Below are 21,008 nucleotides of genomic sequence, written 5' to 3' on the forward strand. Positions count from 1 at the left end.
ATACCGACAGCGAAGCCCGTCAGATTCTCTCGCTCTGCACCTGCACATACAGCGAACGGCCGGCGCCCAACCCGGCGATGATTGCCCCGCTGCCCAACACCGCGAAAATCCAGCCCACGGCGTTCCAGCCACCGGTCCAGTCATGCACCAGCCCCACCGCAAACGGCCCCATGGACGCCAGGGTGTAGCCGACGCCCTGGGCCATGCTCGACAGGTTGGCCGCCACATGGGTGTCCCGCGAGCGCAGCACGATCAGGGTCAGGGCCAGGCTGAAGGTGCCGCCCTGCCCCAGGCCCAGCAGGATCGCCCAGCCCCACAAGCCGTCCAGCGGCGCATACAGGCAACCGAACAGGCCGCCCAGGGTCATCAGCATGACCAACACGATGGCCAGGCGCTGGTCCTTGCCCCGGGTCGCCAGCCAGGGCGCCGCCAGGGAACTGGCCAGCTGCACGATCACCGATCCCGAGAGCACCAGTCCGGCCTGGGTCGGACTCAGCCCGCGGCCGATCAGGATCGACGGCAACCAGCCAAACACGATGTACGCCAGGGACGATTGCAGGCCCATGTACAGGGTCACCTGCCACGCCAGGGGATCACGCAGCAACCCGCGCACACGGAAGGCCACATGATGGGCGCCGTGTTTGTGCCCCACCTGCGGCAACCAGAACAGCGCCGCCGCCAGCGCCGGCACCACCCAGAACCCCAGGCCCATGGCCCAGCTGTCTCCGAAATGCTGGCTCAGGGGCACCGTCGCGCCGGCCGCCATCGCCGCCCCCAGGCACAGGGCCATGGTGTAGACCCCGGTCATGGTGCCGGCATGCCGGGCAAAATCGCGCTTGACGATGCCCGGCAGCAGCACCCCGATCACGCCGATGCTGGCCCCGGCCAGGACGCTCCCGGCAAAGACGCCGAACTCACCGAGCGAGCTGCGCAGGACAATGCCCAGGGCCAGGGTCAGGAGAATCCCCAGCACCACCCGCTCGGCACCGAAGCGCCGGGCCAGCAGCGGCGCCAGAGGCGCGAACAGCCCCAGGCACAACACCGGCAAGGTGGTCAGCAACCCCGCCTTGGCCGCCGACAGGCCCAGGCTCTGGGAGACGTCACTGAGCAACGGCGCCATGCTCGACAGTGCCGGACGCAGGTTCAGCGCCACCAGAATCAGCCCCAGCAGCAACAGCCAGGGCCGGCGCAAGGGTGCAGGGGCCTGCTGGACGGGTTCGTCATCGGCCTCGGCGTCGATCAGCAATTCTGGGGGCGACGGGGTGTTCGGAGGGGCCTGGTGGTTAGGCATAAAGGTCTCGGATTCAGGATTCGTTGATCAACTGGCGGGAAAGGTTCTTGGCCCGCTCGGGGTCGCCTTGCTCGATGGCATCCAGCAGGTGCTGATGGAGATCGAAGACGTCCTGGCGACGCGGAGTCAGGGTCAGGGTCTGGCGCAACTGCGCGCCGACCACGCTGGAAAAATAACGGTACAGCTGGCTGAGGGTCGGGTTGTGGGCGGCATCCACCAGGCGCTGGTGAAACACCAGGTCGCAGCCGATGTAGCTTTCCAGATCGCCATGAAAATGCCCGCTGCTGGCCTGCAAGGCTCGCTTCAGGGCCTGCAGGTCCTCGTCGGTGCGGCGCAGGGCCGCCAGGCCGACCGCCTCCACCTCAAGGATCTGCCGGGTTTCCCGGGCCTGTTCCAGGGAACACTGGGACAGGGCCTGGAGCATGTCCAGTGGATCGGCCACCGCTCGCAGATAACTGCCGTCGCCCTGGCGGATCTCGATCAGTCCGGAGAACGCCAGCACCCGCATGGCTTCGCGCACGGTATTGCGGCTGATGCCCAGTTCATGGGCCAGTTCCGGCTCGGTGGGCAAGCGCTGGCCGACCCGCCAGACACCGCTGTTGATGCGTTTGCGCAGTTGCTCCAGGGCCTGGTCGACCAGGGATTTTTTGATCAGGGGGGATGTTTCGCTCATGGGACTCGCTCAATCATCCAATCATCGGATGAATTGTCCGACATGGTATTCAGGCTTTTCCGAGAGTTCAACGTTTTAGGCTGGAGGAGGCACTTTCGCCAAGGCAAACAGGGCTTGACAAAAAACCCTATAAGGGTAGTTTCGATCAAGCCTCAAGGGTGTCTCATGGAAAAGAAAACACCTCACCATGACCTGTCGCTGATCAAGGCGCAGGTCGCTCGGCAAGGAGCACAAGCCTTCACTCGAAGCGCACTGCGCTGCGGCAAGGAACTCGGATTGTCCCTGGCCGACATGCAACGAGCGATAGCCGGACTCCAGGGCAGCCTGTTCTACAAATCGATGACCACCTATGGCGATCATCGGCTGTGGCAGGACGTGTATTACACCCGCATCGATAACTGGACGCTCTACATCAAGGTCACCTACCGCCCCGGTGCAGGGCCTCCGGTGATCTCCTTCAAGGAGGCAGAAACATGAAACGGCAACAATGCTACAGCTGCGGCGCCCCGACCGGCATGCTGGCCTTCGAGCAGCGCAGCGAGCTCATCGACTACCGGCACCTGCAGCGTCACCTCCATGGCCTGGCGGGCTGGGAATGCCAGGAATGCGGTGAAGTCGAATTCGACGCCGCCAGTGCAGAACGCTACGCCGCCGCGGGCGACCAATTGCTGGAGGAGTACCGGCAAAGCGTCGCCACCGACATCAAGCGCATCCGCCGCAAGCTGCACCTCTCGCAGAAGGAAGCGGTCAAACTGCTGTCCGGCGGCGGGCACAATGCCTTTTCCCGCTACGAGCGCGGCGAAGTCGGCGTGCCCCAACCGCTGTATGTGCTGATGCGCCTGCTGGATCGCCACCCACGGTTGATGAAGGACGTACTGGAGCTGGGCGAGTCACGGCCGGCGCCCTCGACCTTGGGCGCCCCCGCCGAACCACAGCTCGGCGCTGCCGGCGGTTGAACGCCGGGCAAAAATAAACCCGGAGCCAGTCCGGGTTTATCGTCAGCGCGGGCCCTGGATCAGGATCAATGCAGGATCTGGCTCAGGAACAGCTTGGTGCGATCGTTCTGCGGGTTGTCGAAGAAGTCGTTCGGTGCCGCCTGTTCGACGATCTCGCCCTTGTCCATGAAGATCACCCGGTTGGCCACGGTGCGGGCAAAGCCCATTTCGTGGGTCACGCAGAGCATGGTCATGCCGTCTTCGGCCAGGCCGATCATGGTGTCCAGCACCTCCTTGACCATTTCCGGGTCCAGGGCCGAGGTGGGTTCGTCGAACAGCATGATCTTGGGCTTCATGCACAGCGCCCGGGCAATCGCCACCCGTTGCTGCTGGCCACCGGACAGCTGGCCCGGGTACTTGTTGGCCTGCTCCGGAATGCGCACCCGCTCCAGGTAATGCATGGCGATTTCCTCGGCCTTGCGCTTGGGCATCTTGCGCACCCACATCGGCGCCAGGGTGCAGTTCTGCAAAATGGTCAGGTGCGGAAACAGGTTGAAGTGCTGGAACACCATGCCCACTTCCCGGCGGATGGCCTCGATCTGCTTGAGGTCGTTGGTCAGCTCCACGCCGTCCACCACGATGCGCCCCTGCTGGTGCTCTTCCAGGCGATTGAGGCAACGGATGGTGGTGGATTTGCCCGAACCCGAAGGCCCGCACAGCACGATGCGCTCACCTTGGCGGACGTTGAGGTTGATGTCCTTCAACACGTGGAACTGGCCGTACCACTTGTTCACACCCTGCATCTGAATAATGCCTTCAGGGCCCACAGGCTTTTTGTTCGCTTCACTCATGGAGGTACTCCTAACGCTTGTGGCCTGTGTCCAACTTACGCTCCAGATGCATGGAGTAGCGGGACATACCGAAACAGAAAATCCAGAACACCAGGGCCGCGAAGACATAGCCTTCGGTGGCCATGCCCAGCCATTTGGGGTCGGCGGCGGCTTGCTTGACGCTGTTGAGCAGGTCGAACAGGCCAATGATGATCACCAGGCTGGTGTCCTTGAACAGGGCGATGAAGGTGTTGACGATGCCGGGAATCACCAGCTTCAGGGCCTGGGGCAGAATCACCAGGCCCATGGCCCGCCAGTAACCCAGGCCCATGGCCGCAGCCGCTTCGTACTGGCCCTTGGGAATGGCTTGCAGGCCACCACGCACCACCTCGGCCACATAGGCCGACTGGAACAGGATCACCCCGATCAGCGCCCGCAGCAGCTTGTCGAAGTTCATGCCCTCAGGCAGGAACAGCGGCAGCATCACCGAGGACATGAACAGCACGGTGATCAGCGGCACGCCGCGCCAGAACTCGATGAAGGTCACGCAGACCACGCGGATCGCCGGCAGGTTGGAACGTCGTCCCAAGGCCAGCAGGATCCCCAGCGGCAAGGCTCCGGCAATCCCCACCGTGGCAATCACCAGGGTCAGCATCAGACCGCCCCATTGGCTGGTGGCGACGTTGCTCAAGCCCAGGTAACCGCCATGCAGCAGGGTGTAGGCCAGCACCGGGTACCACACCAGGAAACCCAGGCCGTAGATCGCCTTGCGCGGGAAGCGCGAGATGAACAACGGCGCCACGCCGATCACCGCCAGCCACACGGTCAGGTCCACCCGCCAGCGCAGTTCCACCGGGTAGTAGCCATACATGAACTGGCCGAAACGCTGCTGGATGAACACCCAGCAGGCGCCGTCCTTGGTGCAGTCGGCACGGGTGGTGCCGACCCAGTTGGCGTCGAGGATCGCCCAGTGCAGGAGCGGCGGCACCACCAGGTAGATCAGGTAGAAGGCAAACAGGGTCAACAGGGTGTTGAGCCAGCTGGAAAACATGTTGGCGCGCATCCACGCCAGCACCCCGATACTGCGGCTGGGCGGCGGCATGTCGGGCTTGAAAATATGAGTCGTCATGGGCGCTTCCTCACCGCTCGATCAGCGCAATGCGCTTGTTGTACCAGTTCATCAGCAGGGAAATGCTGATACTGATCGCCAGGTACACGCTCATGGTGATGGCAATGACCTCGATGGCCTGGCCGGTCTGGTTGAGCACCGTGCCGGCGAACAGCGAAACCATTTCCGGGTAGCCGATACCGGCGGCCAGGGACGAGTTCTTCGCCAGGTTCAGGTATTGGCTGGTCAGCGGCGGAATGATCACCCGCAGGGCCTGGGGAATGATCACCTTGCGCAGGGTCGGACCGTTGCGCAGCCCCAGGGAGCGAGCCGCCTCGGTCTGGCCGTGGCTCACCGACTTGATCCCGGAACGCACGATCTCGGCGATGAAGGCCGCGGTGTAGACGGTCAGGGCCAGGGTCAGGGCCAGCAGCTCGGGGATCAGCACCCAACCGCCAACGAAGTTGAAGCCTTGCAGCTTCGGCAACTCCCAATGCACCGGCGAGCCGAAAACCAGCATGCACAGCGCCGGAATCGCCAGCAGCAGCGCCAGGCCGGTCCAGAACTTGTGGAACGGCACCCCGGTGTCTTCAAAGCGTTTGTTGGCCCAGCGGCACATCAGCACGATGGCGACGATGGCCAGCACCACACTCGCCACGAACGCCCAGAACCCCGGGGCCATCTGCGCCGCCGGCATGTTCAGGCCCCGGCTGCTGACAAAGAAGGTGTCGCCGAAGTTGTGGCTGTTGCGCGGCCCCGGCATGGTCAGGAACACCGCGAAGTACCAGAACAGGATCTGCAGCAGCGGCGGAATGTTGCGGAACACTTCCACATACACCGTCGCCAGCTTGCTGATGATCCAGTTCTGCGACAGCCGCGCCACGCCGATGATGAACCCCAGCAGAGTCGCCAGGATCACCCCGATAAAGGTCACCAGCAGCGTATTGAGCAGGCCGATGACGAAGACCCGGGCATAACTGTCCGCTTCGGTGTAGGCAATCAGGTGTTGAGCGATGCCGAAACCGGCGCTGCGCTCAAGAAAGTCGAAACCCGAGGTGATACCCCGGTGCTGCAGGTTGGTTTGCGTGTTGTCGAACAGAAACCAGCCCAGCGAAACCACCGCCACGAGGGTGATGATCTGGAACAGCCAGGCGCGCACACGCGGATCGCTGAGGCTAAGCCTCTGCTTGGGTGCGCCGATTGAATTTTGCATGAAGTGCCCCAGGAATAATGGAACAGAACATCACCCGGCGGTTGGCCCGCCGGGTGATAGAACCATCAGCGCACAGGTGGTGCGTATTGGATGCCGCCGTTGTTCCACAGCGCGTTCAGGCCGCGGTCGATGGCCAGTGGCGTGCTCTTGCCGAGGTTTTTCTCGAACACTTCACCGTAGTTACCTACTTGCTTGACGATCTGTACTACCCAATCCTTCGGCAGTTTCAGGTCTTTGCCGTATTCACCGTCCGCGCCCAGCAGACGTGCTACATCAGGGTTCTTGGTCGACTTGGCTTCAGCTTCGACGTTTTTCGAAGTGATGCCCGCCTCTTCGGCGTTGAGCATGGCGAACAGGGTCCACTTGACGATGCTGAACCACTCTTCGTCGCCCTTACGCACCACCGGGCCCAGCGGCTCCTTGGAGATGGTTTCCGGCAGCACGACATAATCGGTCGGGGTGGCCAGCTTGCTGCGCTGTGCGTAGAGCTGGGACTTGTCGGAGGTCAGCACGTCGCAACGCCCGGATTCCAGGGACTTGGCGCTTTCATCGGAGGTATCAAAGGTGATCGGGGTGTATTTCAGACCATTGCCACGGAAGTAGTCCGACACGTTCAGCTCGGTAGTAGTACCGGCTTGAATACAGATGGTCGCGCCGTCCAGCTCCTTGGCACTTTTCACACCCAGTTTGTTGTTCACCAGGAAGCCGATGCCGTCGTAATAAGTGACACCGGCGAACATCAGGCCCATGCCCGCATCGCGGGAGCTGGTCCAGGTGGTGTTGCGCGACAGCACGTCGATTTCGCCGGATTGCAGCGCGGTGAAGCGCTCCTTGGCGTTCAACTGGCTGAACTTGACCTTGGTCGCATCACCGAATACCGCAGCAGCCACTGCGCGGCAGACGTCGGCGTCGATCCCGAGGATCTTGCCGGTCGCATCCGGAACCGAGAAGCCCGGCAAACCATCACTGACGCCGCACTGTACGAAACCTTTCTTCTGTACTGCATCCAGAGTCGCACCCGCCTGTGCGAAACCGCTTGTAGCCAGTACCGTGGCCGCCGTGACAGCGGCCAGGGTGGATTTCAACATCTTCATTCAAACCTCCAGTTTTGCTCTTGTTGTGTCGGAGCTTGAGTCCTGCCGCACCCTCATGAGGCGCTGTTGACCCGTGTCGGCTTTTTTATGGGGTCAAGCGGCGTAAGACCTTCGCTATGAGTCTAGTAGGAGAAATCCACGTAATGGGGGGCCTACATCTCACCAATCGGCCGAACGGGCTGTAGCCCTTTGCCGTTCGCAAAGCCCGTAGCGGCCATTGGCGAACCGGTATCAGAGGAGGTTGGCTATGCCATCGCCCGCGGTAGCCTGTTAGTGTTACCGCCGGCAGAGCGTGCTATCACTTCCACTCCTCTTTCTGAGCCATAGCAAAGCCCGTACCACAGTTCCGGCTAAAGCGTTTCAGCCAGTGGTCAATAGCAAAACGTTCAACCGTGCGACATCTTCTTTACCGATCAACCGGGCGCGCCCCTTAACCTCGCACTCAATCAGCGCGCACGCACAAAAATGGAGCAGCCATGACCGAGCCCTTGATTCTTCAGCCCAGCAAGCCCGCAGATGCCTGTGTGATCTGGCTTCATGGCCTGGGAGCGGACCGTTACGACTTCCTGCCGGTGGCCGAGATGCTGCAGGAAAAACTCTTGAGCACCCGCTTCGTTCTGCCCCAGGCGCCGACCCGTGCCGTGACCATCAATGGCGGATATGCCATGCCCAGCTGGTACGACATTTTGGCCATGAACCCGGCTCGTGCGATCAGTCGCGAACAGCTCGATGAATCGTCCGATGAGGTCATCAGACTTATCGAGGAACAACGCGCCAGCGGAATAGACGCCTCGCGAATCTTCCTGGCCGGTTTCTCCCAGGGCGGCGCCGTGGTGCTGCACACCGCCTTCCTCAAATGGCAGGGTCCATTGGGTGGCGTACTTGCCCTCTCCACCTATGCCCCGACCTTTGGCGACGAACTGCAACTTTCCGCCAGTCAACAGCGGATTCCGGTGCTGTCGCTGCACGGCCAGTACGACGAAGTGGTGCAAAACGCCATGGGCCGCACCGCCTACGAGTACCTGAAACAGCATGGTGTCACCGTGACATGGCAGGAATACCCAATGGGGCACGAGGTGTTACCAGAAGAAATCCGCGACATCGGCACCTGGCTGAACGAGCGTTTGCGCTAGAAAAACCGCCTCAAGCCAGGGCCCAGAGCAACAGACTACGCCGCGCCCGTTTCTTGCATTACACTGGCCGGCGTACATTCCTTAACCAATTGATGAGATGATCGTGCTCAAAGCACTCAAGAAAATCTTCGGTAAAAGCGAGGCTGAGCCGCTCGCGCCAAGCCCCAGCGCCCCCTCCCCCAATTCCAGCAGCCGCAACGACGGCCGTCAGCCGGAACGGAGCGCCCCCACTACCGCAGCTAAAAAAGAACCGGTGAACACATCGGCCGCCCCTTGCGCTCCCAAAGCGCCGCGCCAAGAGAAGCCCAAGGCCGAACAACCCAAGCCTGAGCAGCCGCGCCGTCCGCGCGCGCCCAAGCCGCCGGCCAATCCCTGGAAACTTGAAGACTTCGTGGTCGAACCCCAGGAGGGCAAGACCCGCTTCCACGACTTCAAGCTGGCTCCGGAACTGATGCACGCCATCCAGGACCTGGGCTTTCCTTATTGCACGCCGATCCAGGCCCAGGTGCTGGGCTATACCCTGGCGGGCAAGGACGCCATCGGCCGGGCCCAGACCGGCACCGGCAAGACCGCCGCGTTCCTGATCTCGATCATCACCCAGTTGCTGCAGACCCCGCCGCCCAAAGAGCGCTACATGGGCGAGCCTCGGGCGCTGATCATTGCCCCGACCCGGGAGCTGGTGGTGCAGATCGCCAAGGACGCAGCGGCGCTGACCAAGTACACCGGCCTCAACGTCATGACCTTCGTCGGTGGCATGGATTTCGACAAGCAGCTCAAGCACCTGGAAGCCCGCCACTGCGACATCCTGGTGGCCACCCCGGGCCGCCTGCTGGATTTCAACCAGCGCGGCGACGTGCACCTGGACATGGTCGAAGTGATGGTGCTCGACGAAGCCGACCGCATGCTCGACATGGGCTTCATCCCGCAGGTGCGGCAGATCATTCGCCAGACTCCGCCCAAGAGCGAACGCCAGACCCTGCTGTTCTCCGCCACCTTCACCGATGACGTGATGAACCTGGCCAAGCAATGGACCACCGACCCGGCGATCGTCGAGATCGAGGCCGAGAACGTCGCCAGCGAAAACGTCGAACAGCACATCTATGCCGTGGCCGGGGCCGACAAGTACAAGCTGCTGTACAACCTGGTCACCGACAATGGCTGGGAACGGGTCATGGTCTTCGCCAACCGCAAGGACGAAGTGCGGCGCATCGAGGAACGCCTGGTGCGCGACGGCGTCAACGCCGCCCAGCTGTCCGGCGACGTGCCGCAGCACAAGCGGATCAAGACCCTGGAAGGCTTCCGCGAAGGCAAGATCCGGGTCCTGGTGGCCACCGACGTGGCCGGCCGCGGCATCCATATCGACGGCATCAGCCATGTGATCAACTTCACCCTGCCGGAAGTGCCGGACGACTACGTGCACCGTATCGGCCGTACCGGTCGCGCCGGGGCCGAGGGCGTGTCCATCAGCTTTGCCGGCGAGGACGACTCCTACCAGCTGCCATCGATCGAAGCCCTGCTGGGACGCAAGATCAGCTGCGAGATGCCACCCGCCGAGCTGTTGCGCCCAGTGGAGCGCAAACGCCCGCAAGCCTGATCACGGTCGCCGCGAAAAAACGCAGCCATCACCGGCTGCGTTTTTTTTTCGCCTGGATATTGCCCACCAACACCAAAAGTCCATAATGGACAAATTAGTTTAATTTGATGGGAGCCCTTGCATGTCCAGCACGCCCTACCTGATTGCCCGGCCCGAAGCCCGCCAGTTGCTCGGGCAAATCGACGTCCCGCAGATCCTGCGCAAACTGTTCCGCGACCTGGCCGCCGGGCTAGCCGTGCAACCGGCGCAGCAGCTGGTGGAGTTTCCCCGGGGCGCCGGCGACTTCATCAATTACCTCGGGGTGCTGGCTGAGGATCGGGTGTACGGGGTCAAGACTTCGCCCTACATCGTTCGCGCCGAAGGCCCGCTGGTGACCGCCTGGACCCTGCTGATGTCCATGGACAGCGGCCAGCCGCTGCTGCTGTGCGACGCCGCCGAACTGACCACCGCGCGCACCGCCGCCACCACGGCGGTCGCCGTCGAGGCACTGGCCACGCCCGAGGCCCGGCACCTGGCGATCATCGGCAGCGGCGCGGTGGCCCAGGCTCACCTGCACTATGTGAAAGACCTGCGCCCCTGGCAGAGCATCCGCCTCTATTCCCCAAGCCTGGCGAGCAAGCCCGCCGAGGAGCTTGCACAGCTCCAGGCCCTCGATCCACGCCTGCAACTGGTTCCCGAGCTGGAAGCAGCTGTCGAAGACACCGACGTGATCATGCTCTGCACCTCGTCCGCCGGACCGGTCATCGATCCCCGCACCCTCGACAAGCCGGCGCTGATCACCTCCATCAGCACCAACGCGCCACGGGCCCATGAAGTACCGCCCGCGGCCCTGCCGGAGCTGCAGGTCTACTGCGACTACCGGCGCACCACCCCGGGCTCGGCCGGCGAGATGCTGATTGCCGGCGAACAGCACGGCTGGGACAGCGCGGCGATCCTCGGCGACCTGCCGGAGCTGCTCAGCGGCCAGGCCCGGCGCCCCAGCGCCGAGCGCCATGTGTTCTTCCGCTCCATCGGCCTGGGCCTGGAAGACATCGCCCTGGCCAACGCCCTGTACCACTTGCAGCGCCAGCCATGAGCCCCCGTCACCTGCATTTTTTCCGGAGTTATCCATGACCCAGGCAGACTTCATCATCATCGGCGGCGGTATCGCCGGGGCCTCCACCGGCTACTGGCTGTCGCGCCACGGCCGGGTCATCGTGCTGGAACGCGAATCGCACCCGGCCTACCACTCCACCGGCCGTTCCGCCGCGCTCTACACCGCCGCCTATGGCACCGCCCAGGTGCGGGCCCTGACCCTGGCCAGCCGGGACTTTTTCGACCACCCGCCAGAAGGTTTCTGCGAACACCCACTGCTGACCCCACGGGGCGAAATGACCGTGGACTTCAACGGTGACCCGGCCGAACTGAACAACCAATACCTGAGCGCCAAGGCCTCGGTGCCGGAGATGCAACTGCTCAGTGCAGACGAAGCCTGTGCACGCCTGCCGATCCTGCGCCGCGAAAAGGTCCATGGCGCCCTCTACGACCCCAGTGCCAGCGACATCGACACCGACGCCCTGCACCAGGGCTACCTGCGGGGCATTCGCCGCCATCAGGGGCAGGTCCATACCAACCATGAAGTGCTGGGGTTGCAGCGCGACGAACAAGGGCTGTGGCAGGTCCAAACCAATGGCCAGACCTTTAGCGCGCCGCTGCTGATCAACGCCGCCGGCGCCTGGGCCGACCAGATCGGCGCCATGGCCGGCGCCCGCCGCCTGGGCCTGCAACCCAAGCGCCGCGCGGCGTTTATCTTCGCCGGCCCCGAAGGGCTCGATACTCACCACTGGCCGATGCTGGTGAGCCTGGACGAATCCTTCTACATGAAGCCCGACGCCGGCATGTTCCTCGGCTCGCCGGCCAACGCCGACCCGGTCGAGCCCCACGATGTGCAGCCCGAAGAGCTGGACATCGCCCTGGGCATTTACCAGATCGAAGAAGCCACCACCCTGAGCATCCGTCGTCCGACCCGGACCTGGGCCGGCCTGCGCAGTTTTGTCAGCGACGGCGATCTGCTGGCCGGCTTCGATCCCCAGGTGCCCGGGCTGTTCTGGGTCGCCGGGCAAGGCGGCTACGGCATCCAGACCTCCCCGGCCATGGGCCAGGCCAGCGCCGCCCTGGTACGGGGCCAGCCACTGCCGGAACCGCTGACCCGCTTCGGCCTCACGCCCGCCCTGCTGTCCCCTGCCCGCCTGGGCTGAAACCGCCCTCGGGATGACGCGCCCGAACGATTGCGGCACACTCCCTGCGCCCGCTAACGGCGGGCGCCGATGCCGCCTGGAGTAAGACCCATGACCTCACCCGCAAAGGACCCTGCCCTGGACAATTTCCGGGCGATTGCCGATGCCATTGCCACGTTGTTTTTCCCTCACGCCGAGGTGGTGCTCCACGACCTGCGCACGCAGAAGATCGACTACATCGCCAACAACCTGTCCAAGCGCGAAGTGGGCGACGATGCGGCCCTGGAAGACCTGCTCAGCGGCGACAGCGACGAACGCAATATCGGCCCCTATGAAAAGCTCAACTGGGACGGACAGAAGATCCGCAGCCTCAGCAGCGTGCTGCGCGACAGCCACGGCCAGCCAATGGCCGTGCTGTGCATCAACCTGAACATCTCGCTGCTGGAAAACGCCAAGGCGGCGCTGGACCTGTTTCTCTCACCGAGCAAGCTGATTCCCCAGCCCGACTCGCTGTTTCGTGATGACTGGCAAGAGCGCATCAACACCTTCCTGCACAACTGGCTGCGCGAGCGCCAGCTGGGGCTGAACCTGCTGACCCGCGATCACAAGCGCGAACTGGTACTGGCCCTGCACGCCGAGGGCGCCTTCAAGGGCAAGAGCGCCTCCAACTACGTGGCCAACGTGCTGAACATGGGCCGGGCGACGGTGTACAAGCACCTGAAGGAATTGAAGGGCCAATAGAGGTTCGCGAGCAAGCTCGCTCCTACACGCAATTGCACAACACCTGTAGGAGCGAGCTCGCTCGCGAAGGCGTCCTCAAGAACGCCGCAACGTCTCAATCCCCATAAATATCCGACTTGAAGTACTTGGCCTGGATCTTCTGATATTCGCCCTTGGCGCGAATCTCATCGATGGCCTTGTTCAACTCGCCCACCAGCTCACTGTTGCCCTTGCGCACCGCGATCCCCGCGCCCTCGCCGACGTACTTGGGATCCTTCAACTCGGGCCCGACAAAGGCGTAGTCGGCGCCCCGAGGCATCGACAGGAAATCCTCCAAGGGAATGGTGTCGGCGAAGATCGCGTCCAGGCGCCCGGCAGCCAGGTCCATGTAGATCTCTTCGTTGTTGCTGTAGCGCACCACCTTGATGCCCTTGGGTTCGAAGACCTCGGTGGCGAAACGGTCGGTGGTGGTGGAACGCTGCACGCCCACGGTCTTGCCCTTGAGGCTGGCGTACTGTTCATCCACCACCGCGCCCTTTTTCATCACCAGGCGCGACGAGGTGAAGTAGTACTTGTGGGTGAAGTCCACCGATTTGCGGCGTTCCGCGGTGATGGTCATGGAGGACAGCGCGGCGTCGATCTTCTTCACTTTCAACGAGGGAATCAGACCGTCGAACTCGCCCTCGACCCACTCGCACTTGACCTGCATCTGCGCGCACAGGGCATTGCCGATGTCGTAGTCGAAACCGCCGATCTTGCCGTCGGCGGTCTTGAAGGCGAACGGCGGATACGCCGCCTCGATACCCAGGCGCAGGGTTTTCTCGGCAGCCATCAGGCTGCTGCACGCCAACAGGCTCAAGGCCAGGCCACTGATGAGGGGGCATTTTTTCATGTTCGATCTCTCGCGGGTTGTTGTTGGTTTGGCAAGACAGAAGGAAAGGATGAAACGGAGGACGCTGTATTTGTACTTGTAATTCCATACTGGACTTTTACGTACATATCGTCAACGGCGCGCGCAGCGACTTATCCCCAGCGGTCGGCGGGAACAATCGCAGTCGATTACAGGTTGGATTGCGGCGGACTCGGGCGCCGCCGGCCAGCATCAGGGGATCAGTCTTTCCAGCGCGCGGCCGCCGCGTGGTCACTGTCGCGGCCTTCCACCCAACGGGGGCCGTCGGCAGTGTTTTCCTTTTTCCAGAACGGCGCCCGGGTCTTCAGATAATCCATGACAAAGGCGCAGGCATCGAACGCCGCCTGGCGATGGGCACTGGCCGCGCCGACGAAGACAATCGGCTCGCCCGGCTCCAGGGCGCCGATGCGGTGCAGCACCTCCAGTTGCAACAGCGGCCAGCGTTGCTCGGCTTCGGCCGCAATCTTGCCCAGGGCCTTTTCGGTCATACCCGGGTAGTGCTCCAGGAACATGCCGTGCACGTCCTGGCCGTCATTGAAGTCGCGCACGTAGCCGACAAAGCTGACCACCGCGCCAACCCCGGTATTGGCGGCGTGCATGGCGTTGACTTCGGCGCCGGGATCGAAGGCCGCGGATTGCACACGGATCGCCATCTCAGCCTCCGGTCACGGTGGGAAAGAACGCCACTTCATCGCCGTCCGCCAGGGGTTCGTCCAGCTGGCACAGCTCTTCGTTGCGGGCGCACATCAGGTTCTGTTCGGCCAATACGCTGGCGCCCTCGCGGGACAGCAACGCCTGGCGCACATCGTCGACACAGGCAAAGTCACCCTCGACAAGCAGGCCATCGAGCCCCAGGGCCTCACGGTAACGGGCAAAGAACTTCACCGAGATCCTCATGCGTCAGCCACCCGGTAATCGCCGCTCTTGCCACCGGATTTCTCCAGCACCCGCACGCCTTCGATGGTCATGCCGCGGTCCACGGCCTTGCACATGTCGTAGATGGTCAGCGCGGCGACGCTGGCGGCGGTCAGCGCCTCCATTTCCACCCCGGTCTGCCCCGACAGCTTGCAACGCGCCACGATGTGCACGCTGTCCTCGCCCTGGGCACTGAGTTCGACCTTGACACTGGTCAGCATCAGGGGATGGCACAGGGGAATCAGGTCACTGGTCTTCTTCGCCGCCTGGATCCCGGCGATGCGCGCCACGGCAAAGACATCGCCCTTGGGATGACCGCCACTGACGATCATCTGCAGGGTTTGCGGGAGCATGCGCACCCGCGCTTCGGCCGCCGCCTCGCGAAAGGTCACGGCCTTGTCGGTGACGTCGACCATATTGGCGCGCCCTTGGGAATCGAGATGAGTCAGCACGGCGTTACTCCTGATCAGGTGGGCCGATTGTAAACCTGCGGGTCAGTTTTTCGCACGGGGCATCTGCCCGCTCCAACCGGCAATCAGCCCGACGAATATCCCGCATCAGAACAACGAATTGGAGCCCGGCGGCGGATAAACGTACAACAGCGCCTACGTCCAAAAAAGGAAGTCGCGCCATGGCCTTGTTCGTTTCGATCCTGCTCAGCCTGCTCGCCGGTTTTGCCGTGCCCCTCCAGGCCGGGACCAACGCCCGCCTGGGCACCCTGCTGGGGCATCCACTGTGGGCCACCGGTGTTTCGCTGCTGGTCAGCCTGCTGGTGCTGGGGGGCCTGCTGCTGTTCATCAAGTTGCCCAAGCCCAATCTGATGGCCGCGCTGCAAGGCCCCTGGTGGATCTGGATGGGCGGCCTGGCCGGGGTGCTCTACATCACCGTGGCGCTGTTGATGGCACCGCGCCTGGGGGCGCTGAATTTCATCATGGTGGTGATCATCGGCCAGTTGTTGATCTCGCTGATCATCGACTACTTCGGCCTGGTGGGCCTGCCACGCAAGGACATCAGCCTGCAGAAACTGATCGGCGTGCTGGTGGTGATCGGCGGTTTCGTCATCACCACCCGGGGCTGAGAGGCCGCCTCAGTCCTGGGACACGCTGGCCAGCCGGACCTGCTCACGCAACCAGCGATGGGCCAGGTCATCGCTGAAACGCGAATGCCAGATCTGCACGAACTTGAAGGGCGCAATGTTCAGCGGCGGGGTCAGGCGCAGCAGTCCGGGCTGCAGCGGGATCTCGTCCAGGGTGCGGCTGGCCACGGTGAGGATCAGGTCGGTGCCACGGATCAGGTTCGGCGCCGCGCCCCAATGAGGCACGCTGAACGCAATCTGCCGCTGCAGGCCTTCGTCTGCCAGGCGCTGATCGACCTCACCGTTGAAGCAACCATCCATCGATACCTGCAAATGCGGACGCGCCAGATAGGTGCTCAAGTCCAGGCTTTGCTCCGCGCCCAAGGTGCTGCCATCCACCAGGCAAGAGAAGGTTTCTGCAAACAGCACCTCCTTGACGATCTCTCCCCCGAGGCTGGGAAACACCCCCAGGGCCAGGTCGATCTGGCCCTGGGCAATCTGCTCGGACATCTGGTGCCGGCTACCCTGGGTCACCACCAGGCGCATCAGTGGCGCCTCGCCGCGCAGGCGCACCAGCAACCGGGGCAGGACGATGGCCGCCGCGTAATCCGACATCGCCAGGTGAAAGATCCGCTGGGAGCTGGCCGGGTCGAAGTCCAGGGATTTGCCGAGCAAGGTTTCGATCTGGCTGAGAATCTCCTTGAGGGGCGCCTGCAGGCTGCGGGCCAGGGGGCTGAGCAGCACGTCGTTGCCCTGGCGGATCAGCAACGGATCATCCAGCAGCACCCGCAGCTTGCCCAGGGAATGGCTGATGGCCGGCTGGCTCAGGTGCAGGCGCTCGCCGGTGCGGGTCACGTGTTTTTCCGTCAGCAAGGCATCGAGTACCACCAACAGATTCAGATCGATATTGCGCAGGGAAACGCGGGTCATCCGGTGTTTTCCAACTGGGAAGCGCTCGGCGGCGGGGAGCCGCAGAATAACCCAGTGCCCCAGGCCGAATGCAAAACGGGCGACCCGAAGGCCGCCCGTGCTGGAAGGAATTGCAGTTACAGATGGCTTTCTGCGTACTCCGCCAGGATCGAGCGCGGCACCCCTTGCAGGGTGATGTGCACGCCGTTGGGGAAGTCCTTGAAGCGTTCGGTGAGGTAGGTCAGGCCCGAGCTGGTGGCCGACAGGTAAGGGGTGTCGATCTGTGCCAGGTTGCCCAGGCACACCACTTTTGAACCGGCGCCGGCACGGGTGATGATGGTTTTCATCTGGTGCGGGGTGAGGTTCTGGCATTCGTCGATCAGGATCAGGCTCTGCTGGAAGCTGCGACCGCGAATGTAGTTCAGGGATTTGAACTGCAACGGCACCTTGCTGAGGATGTAGTCGACGCTGCCGTGGGTGTTCTCGTCATCCATATGCAGGGCTTCGAGGTTGTCGGTGATAGCGCCCAGCCAGGGTTCCATCTTCTCCGCCTCGGTGCCCGGCAGGAAGCCGATCTCCTGGTCCAGCCCCTGCACGCTGCGGGTGGCGATGATGCGCCGGTAGCGCTTGCTAACCATGGTCTGCTCGATGGCGGCGGCCAGGGCCAGGATGGTCTTGCCGGAGCCGGCGGCGCCGGACAGGTTGACCAGGTGGATGTCCGGGTCGAGCAGCGCGTACAGCGCCAGGCCCTGATAGATGTCTCGCGGTTTCAGGCCCCAAGCTTCCTGGTGCAACAGGGGTTCCTGATGCAGGTCGAGGATCAGCAGCACGTCGGCGCGGATTTCCTTGATCCAACCGACAAAGCCCTGTTCGTCGATGATGAATTCATTGATGTGCACCGCCGGCAGGTTGTCGATCAACTGCACCTGGTGCCAGGTACGGCCGTGGTCCTGGCGGGTTTCCACCTTGCTTACGCGGTCCCAGAACGAGCCGCTCATGTTGTGGAAACCATTGGGCAGCAGGGACACGTCGTCCACCAGCTGGTCGGTGCTGTAGTCCTCGGCGGCGATCCCGCAGGCCCGCGCCTTGAGGCGCATGTTGATGTCTTTGGTCACCAGCACCACGGGCAGGTCCTTGTTGCGCGCGTGCAGGTCGATCAGCTGGTTGATGATGATGTTGTCGTTGAGGTTCTCCGGCAACAGGCTGTTGGGCTCGTTGCGCTTGCTCATCAGGATCGACAGCAAGCCCTTGGGCCCGCTCTTGCCGCGCTGGATCGGCACCCCCAGCTCGACATCCTCGGGCGAGGCCTCGCCCAGGGTCTTGTCGATCAGGCGGATCGCCTGGCGGCATTCTGCGGCCACGCTGTGATGCCCGCTCTTGAGCTTGTCCAGCTCTTCGAGAACGGTCATGGGAATGGCGACGTGGTGTTCTTCGAAATTCAGTAAGGCGTTGGGATCGTGAATCAATACATTGGTATCGAGTACATAAAGGATTGGCTGGTTGGAAGAAGCGCTACGTCCGTGGTCATCCATACTCGGTCACCTTATGTGGGAGCCAGTCGACGCAATACCATGGGGTATCGCGCCTCGAATGACCACCGAATTCACCCGCAGGGGGGTCAGGTGAGCTGCACACAAGGAGTCTTGGAAGACGCCACCTGTGTCGCAGGTTTCGGCGGTCTGAGTTCGTAATACTCCAAAAACCGTGACAGGAAAACGCACTTTGACGCTTTTTTGATGTTTATTTTTCAGAGTGACGAAAAGCCCTTGGCGCACCGCCTGCTCACCGTTAAAGTCGGAAGTCCGCCTTCCTCGAAATCCCGTCGAAATCCACCCCTTTTTCCGCCCACGCCCCGTGTTTCCGGGCGTTTGGCGCGTTCAGCGAAACGCGTCCTGACAATCTTCCCAGCCGATGCCGCTCTGCGCGGTCTGCGCCAGCAACCAGGGCAGGCTGGTCTTGACCCCGTCCTGTTTGGCATTGAAGGCAATCACCCCGCGCCGCCACAGCAGCATCAGGGTCAGCACCCGTTGGCCACTGTCCTCGGCCTTGAGTCTGCCGGCGCCGTCCTGGGCGTCGATGTCCCACAACGCCACCTGCATGCCCTGGGCATTGAAGAAGCCCTCGGCGTCGGCGCGACGCTGGCCATAGGGTGGGCGGAACAGCGGCACATAGTTTTCCGGCAGCTTGCTCTTCACCAGATCGGCGCTGCGCTGGATCGAGTACTGCCAGTCCTGCCAGTGGCTGTGGGAGCGGAATTCCCAGCCCTGGACCCCGACGCACTGCCGGGAATACAGCGACTGCAGGCTGGCCACCGAGGCCTTGTCGAGGCGGTTCTGGATATCGTTGCCGAGGACGAAGAAGGTCCCGCTGAGATTGGCCTTGCGCAGGTAGTTGGTGAGCCAGGGCGTGTTGTCCGGCGTCAGGTTGGCAGCGCTGTCGAAGGTCAGCAGAAACAGCCGGTCATTGAGCTCGTCGCCATTGCGCTCGTAGTCACCGAAACGCAGCACCTCGCTGCTACTCTGCGGGGACAGCGCCGCCTTGCGCAGCAACTCGTCCAGGTACTGCTCGTGGAAGCTGCGGCTGGGCTCGCCCCAACGGGCGTAATAGGAATCCTCGCTGAGCTGGAACTTGCCGGCCTGCTTGCGCAGCTGCTGCATGTTTTCCACCAGGAAACAGAACGAAGCGTCCTGATCGCAGCTCTGCTGGGCGAAGTCGTAGTTCTCCAGCAGACGCGTCCACAGATGCTCACGCAGCTCGTTGATCGCCGCCATGTTGATCATGCGCAGGCCCAGACGCTGCTTGAGCGAGGCCTCGTCCCAGGCCTCGCTGACCAGCAAGGCACGGGCAAAGGTCAGGATCTCGGCCCGCGAGGCCACGTCGAACAGGGTCGGGCTGTCGAGCTTTTCCGGCCAGGTGCTGCGATCCAGGGTCGCCACGTCATTGGGCGCCGCCAGCACGCTGACACTCAGAAGCCAGGCCGAGAAGAGAAACGCGATACGCAAAAGGGATGCCTCCAGAACAAAACCCGCGCGGCACTATAGCCGATCCGCCGGGCAACAAAGGCATCCCTAGCCACAACCGGCATCCACCACGCGTCAGCTATCGCCTTGATAGGTGGAGTCCCGGCGCCCGAGCCCCTAGAATCCCCCGACGCTTAAAGGAGACGACCCCATGCTGATGGTGATTTCACCCGCCAAGACCCTCGATTACGAAACACCGCCGGTCACCCAGCGCTTTACCCAGCCGCAATACCTCGACCACTCCCAGGAACTGATCCAGCAACTGCGGGAACTGAGCCCGGCGCAGATCAGCGAGCTGATGCACGTATCCGACAAGATCGGCGGCCTGAATGCCGCGCGCTTCGGCAGCTGGACCCCGGCCTTCACCCCGGACAACGCCAAGCAGGCGCTGCTGGCGTTCAAGGGCGACGTCTACACCGGACTCAACGCCGAAACCTTGAGCGAAGCGGACTTCGACTACGCCCAGCAGCACCTGCGCATGCTCTCCGGCCTCTACGGCCTGCTGCGCCCCCTGGACCTGATGCAGCCCTACCGCCTGGAAATGGGCACCAAGCTGGCCAACGCCCGGGGCAAGGACCTGTACGCCTTCTGGGGCACCCGCATCAGTGAATGGCTGAACGAGGCGCTGGCCGAACAAGGCGACGACCTGCTGCTCAACCTGGCCTCCAACGAGTACTTCTCGGCGGTCAAGCGCACGGCCCTGAACGCACGGATCATCAACACCGAGTTCAAGGACCTGAAGAACGGCCAGTACAAGATCATCAGCTTCTATGCCAAGAAGGCCCGGGGCCTGATGAGCCGTTTCGTCATCCAGGAACGCATCAACGACCCCGCCCAGCTCAAGCAATTCGACGTCCAGGGCTACCGCTTCAGCGCGGAGCAATCCAAAGCCGACAATCTGGTATTCCTGCGCGACCACGCACCGGAGTAAAGCGTTCCCCTGCCGCGCTCGTTGCCATCCGGCGAGCGCGCCAGAATGTGATCACCCGCACATTCCCCGCCTCTGATCAGCCATTTTTTTGGCGCTATAGAACTTTTCGCGTTTTCCCTAACTTTTCTTTCACTCGACAACAGTGATTTTTTTCAGTAGTGGCACCACTTTTTTTATTCGGTAGTGGCACAAAACTATCCCCGCGCTTCAACTCCCCACAACTAAAGGCCCAAACCTTAAGTGCTATCAGTTTGAAAGCAGTGCCATCTTTCTCACTATTTCAAGAAATTTCGCAAAACAGGATGAGCGGGCCGGAACTATGCCTGCGGACACCGCTCATACCACCGGTAACGATTCTCAACGAGCTTGTAAGAGATGACTTACACGGACTCAGCAGAAACTAATCAAGTTGCGACCACGGTTTGACCAGCGGGTCACCAA

The 21,008-nt window shown here is 62.6% G+C and carries 22 protein-coding genes; 9 read left to right on the plus strand and 13 right to left on the minus strand.

Annotated elements, in window-relative coordinates; all coding sequences use genetic code 11:
* Positions 1–19: 19 nt before the first annotated feature.
* Both GGI48_RS09540 and GGI48_RS09545 read right to left on the minus strand, forming a co-directional pair.
* Complete coding sequence (locus GGI48_RS09540) at positions 20–1,291, minus strand: CynX/NimT family MFS transporter (RefSeq protein WP_179597989.1); 1,272 nt, start codon at positions 1,289–1,291, stop codon at positions 20–22.
* A gap of 13 nt (positions 1,292–1,304) precedes the next feature.
* Positions 1,305–1,964: a FadR/GntR family transcriptional regulator gene (locus GGI48_RS09545; RefSeq protein ID WP_179597991.1), complete on the minus strand. Its 660-nt coding sequence runs from the start codon at positions 1,962–1,964 to the stop codon at positions 1,305–1,307.
* Positions 1,965–2,129: 165 nt separating this feature from the next.
* Between GGI48_RS09545 and GGI48_RS09550 the strand changes: the two genes are divergently transcribed.
* A complete protein-coding gene (locus tag GGI48_RS09550) occupies positions 2,130–2,441 on the plus strand; it encodes a type II toxin-antitoxin system MqsR family toxin (protein WP_179597993.1) in 312 nt (103 codons plus the stop codon).
* Positions 2,438–2,920, plus strand: a complete 483-nt coding sequence (locus tag GGI48_RS09555; protein ID WP_179597995.1) for a type II toxin-antitoxin system MqsA family antitoxin — start codon at positions 2,438–2,440, stop codon at positions 2,918–2,920. Before GGI48_RS09550 ends, GGI48_RS09555 begins: the two co-directional genes overlap by 4 nt.
* A gap of 65 nt (positions 2,921–2,985) precedes the next feature.
* On the opposite strand, the gene GGI48_RS09560 is transcribed toward GGI48_RS09555, so the two are convergent.
* From GGI48_RS09560 to GGI48_RS09575, 4 genes are all read right to left on the minus strand, one after another.
* Positions 2,986–3,750 carry an amino acid ABC transporter ATP-binding protein gene (locus GGI48_RS09560; RefSeq protein ID WP_016965197.1) on the minus strand — a complete coding sequence of 255 codons (765 nt, stop codon included), beginning with the start codon at positions 3,748–3,750 and terminating at the stop codon, positions 2,986–2,988.
* A gap of 10 nt (positions 3,751–3,760) precedes the next feature.
* A complete protein-coding gene (locus tag GGI48_RS09565; protein ID WP_179597997.1) occupies positions 3,761–4,858 on the minus strand; it encodes an amino acid ABC transporter permease in 1,098 nt (365 codons plus the stop codon).
* A 10-nt stretch (positions 4,859–4,868) separates the two neighbouring features.
* The gene (locus GGI48_RS09570) at positions 4,869–6,050 is read right to left on the minus strand and encodes an amino acid ABC transporter permease (RefSeq protein WP_103740999.1); all 1,182 of its coding nucleotides are present in this window, start codon (positions 6,048–6,050) and stop codon (positions 4,869–4,871) included.
* A gap of 65 nt (positions 6,051–6,115) precedes the next feature.
* Positions 6,116–7,144: an amino acid ABC transporter substrate-binding protein gene (locus GGI48_RS09575; protein ID WP_016965200.1), complete on the minus strand. Its 1,029-nt coding sequence runs from the start codon at positions 7,142–7,144 to the stop codon at positions 6,116–6,118.
* Positions 7,145–7,620: 476 nt separating this feature from the next.
* Between GGI48_RS09575 and GGI48_RS09580 the strand changes: the two genes are divergently transcribed.
* From GGI48_RS09580 to GGI48_RS09600, 5 genes are all read left to right on the plus strand, one after another.
* Positions 7,621–8,277, plus strand: a complete 657-nt coding sequence (locus GGI48_RS09580) for an alpha/beta hydrolase (RefSeq protein ID WP_016965201.1) — start codon at positions 7,621–7,623, stop codon at positions 8,275–8,277.
* Between the two features lie 97 nt (positions 8,278–8,374).
* Positions 8,375–9,871, plus strand: a complete 1,497-nt coding sequence (gene rhlB / locus GGI48_RS09585) for an ATP-dependent RNA helicase RhlB (protein ID WP_179597999.1) — start codon at positions 8,375–8,377, stop codon at positions 9,869–9,871.
* 121 nt (positions 9,872–9,992) lie between these two features.
* A complete protein-coding gene (locus GGI48_RS09590; RefSeq protein ID WP_179598001.1) occupies positions 9,993–10,946 on the plus strand; it encodes an ornithine cyclodeaminase family protein in 954 nt (317 codons plus the stop codon).
* A gap of 34 nt (positions 10,947–10,980) precedes the next feature.
* Positions 10,981–12,108, plus strand: a complete 1,128-nt coding sequence (locus GGI48_RS09595) for an FAD-binding oxidoreductase (RefSeq protein WP_179598003.1) — start codon at positions 10,981–10,983, stop codon at positions 12,106–12,108.
* A gap of 90 nt (positions 12,109–12,198) precedes the next feature.
* Entirely contained in the window at positions 12,199–12,828 is a 630-nt protein-coding gene (locus GGI48_RS09600) for a transcriptional regulator (protein ID WP_016964468.1), read from the plus strand.
* Positions 12,829–12,922: 94 nt separating this feature from the next.
* Here GGI48_RS09600 and GGI48_RS09605 read toward each other — a convergent pair whose 3' ends face one another.
* From GGI48_RS09605 to moaC, 4 genes are all read right to left on the minus strand, one after another.
* The gene (locus GGI48_RS09605; protein ID WP_179598006.1) at positions 12,923–13,699 is read right to left on the minus strand and encodes an ABC transporter substrate-binding protein; all 777 of its coding nucleotides are present in this window, start codon (positions 13,697–13,699) and stop codon (positions 12,923–12,925) included.
* Between the two features lie 218 nt (positions 13,700–13,917).
* On the minus strand, positions 13,918–14,370 hold the full coding sequence (gene moaE, locus GGI48_RS09610) for a molybdopterin synthase catalytic subunit MoaE (protein WP_179598008.1): 453 nt from the start codon (positions 14,368–14,370) through the stop codon (positions 13,918–13,920).
* Between the two features lies 1 nt (position 14,371).
* A complete protein-coding gene (locus GGI48_RS09615) occupies positions 14,372–14,614 on the minus strand; it encodes a MoaD/ThiS family protein (protein WP_016964466.1) in 243 nt (80 codons plus the stop codon).
* Complete coding sequence (gene moaC, locus GGI48_RS09620; protein WP_047284014.1) at positions 14,611–15,084, minus strand: cyclic pyranopterin monophosphate synthase MoaC; 474 nt, start codon at positions 15,082–15,084, stop codon at positions 14,611–14,613. The genes GGI48_RS09615 and moaC overlap by 4 nt, the downstream gene beginning before the upstream one ends.
* A gap of 179 nt (positions 15,085–15,263) precedes the next feature.
* Here moaC and GGI48_RS09625 point away from each other — a divergent pair, with 179 nt between their 5' ends.
* Positions 15,264–15,710: a DMT family transporter gene (locus GGI48_RS09625; RefSeq protein WP_179598010.1), complete on the plus strand. Its 447-nt coding sequence runs from the start codon at positions 15,264–15,266 to the stop codon at positions 15,708–15,710.
* 9 nt (positions 15,711–15,719) lie between these two features.
* Here GGI48_RS09625 and GGI48_RS09630 read toward each other — a convergent pair whose 3' ends face one another.
* The 3 genes from GGI48_RS09630 to GGI48_RS09640 all read right to left on the minus strand — a co-directional run bounded on the left by GGI48_RS09630 (position 15,720) and on the right by GGI48_RS09640 (position 19,618).
* A complete protein-coding gene (locus tag GGI48_RS09630; protein ID WP_179598012.1) occupies positions 15,720–16,637 on the minus strand; it encodes a LysR family transcriptional regulator in 918 nt (305 codons plus the stop codon).
* A gap of 116 nt (positions 16,638–16,753) precedes the next feature.
* Positions 16,754–18,148, minus strand: coding sequence for a PhoH family protein (locus GGI48_RS09635; RefSeq protein ID WP_016968495.1), 1,395 nt, complete (start codon positions 18,146–18,148; stop codon positions 16,754–16,756).
* 345 nt (positions 18,149–18,493) lie between these two features.
* Positions 18,494–19,618: a polysaccharide deacetylase family protein gene (locus tag GGI48_RS09640; RefSeq protein ID WP_179598014.1), complete on the minus strand. Its 1,125-nt coding sequence runs from the start codon at positions 19,616–19,618 to the stop codon at positions 18,494–18,496.
* 169 nt (positions 19,619–19,787) lie between these two features.
* Here GGI48_RS09640 and yaaA point away from each other — a divergent pair, with 169 nt between their 5' ends.
* Entirely contained in the window at positions 19,788–20,567 is a 780-nt protein-coding gene (gene yaaA, locus GGI48_RS09645) for a peroxide stress protein YaaA (RefSeq protein ID WP_016968493.1), read from the plus strand.
* Positions 20,568–21,008 lie beyond the last annotated feature (441 nt).

Origin of the sequence: Pseudomonas protegens (assembly GCF_013407925.2) — a bacterium.
GTDB classification, from domain to species: Bacteria; Pseudomonadota; Gammaproteobacteria; order Pseudomonadales; family Pseudomonadaceae; genus Aquipseudomonas; species Aquipseudomonas fluorescens_AP.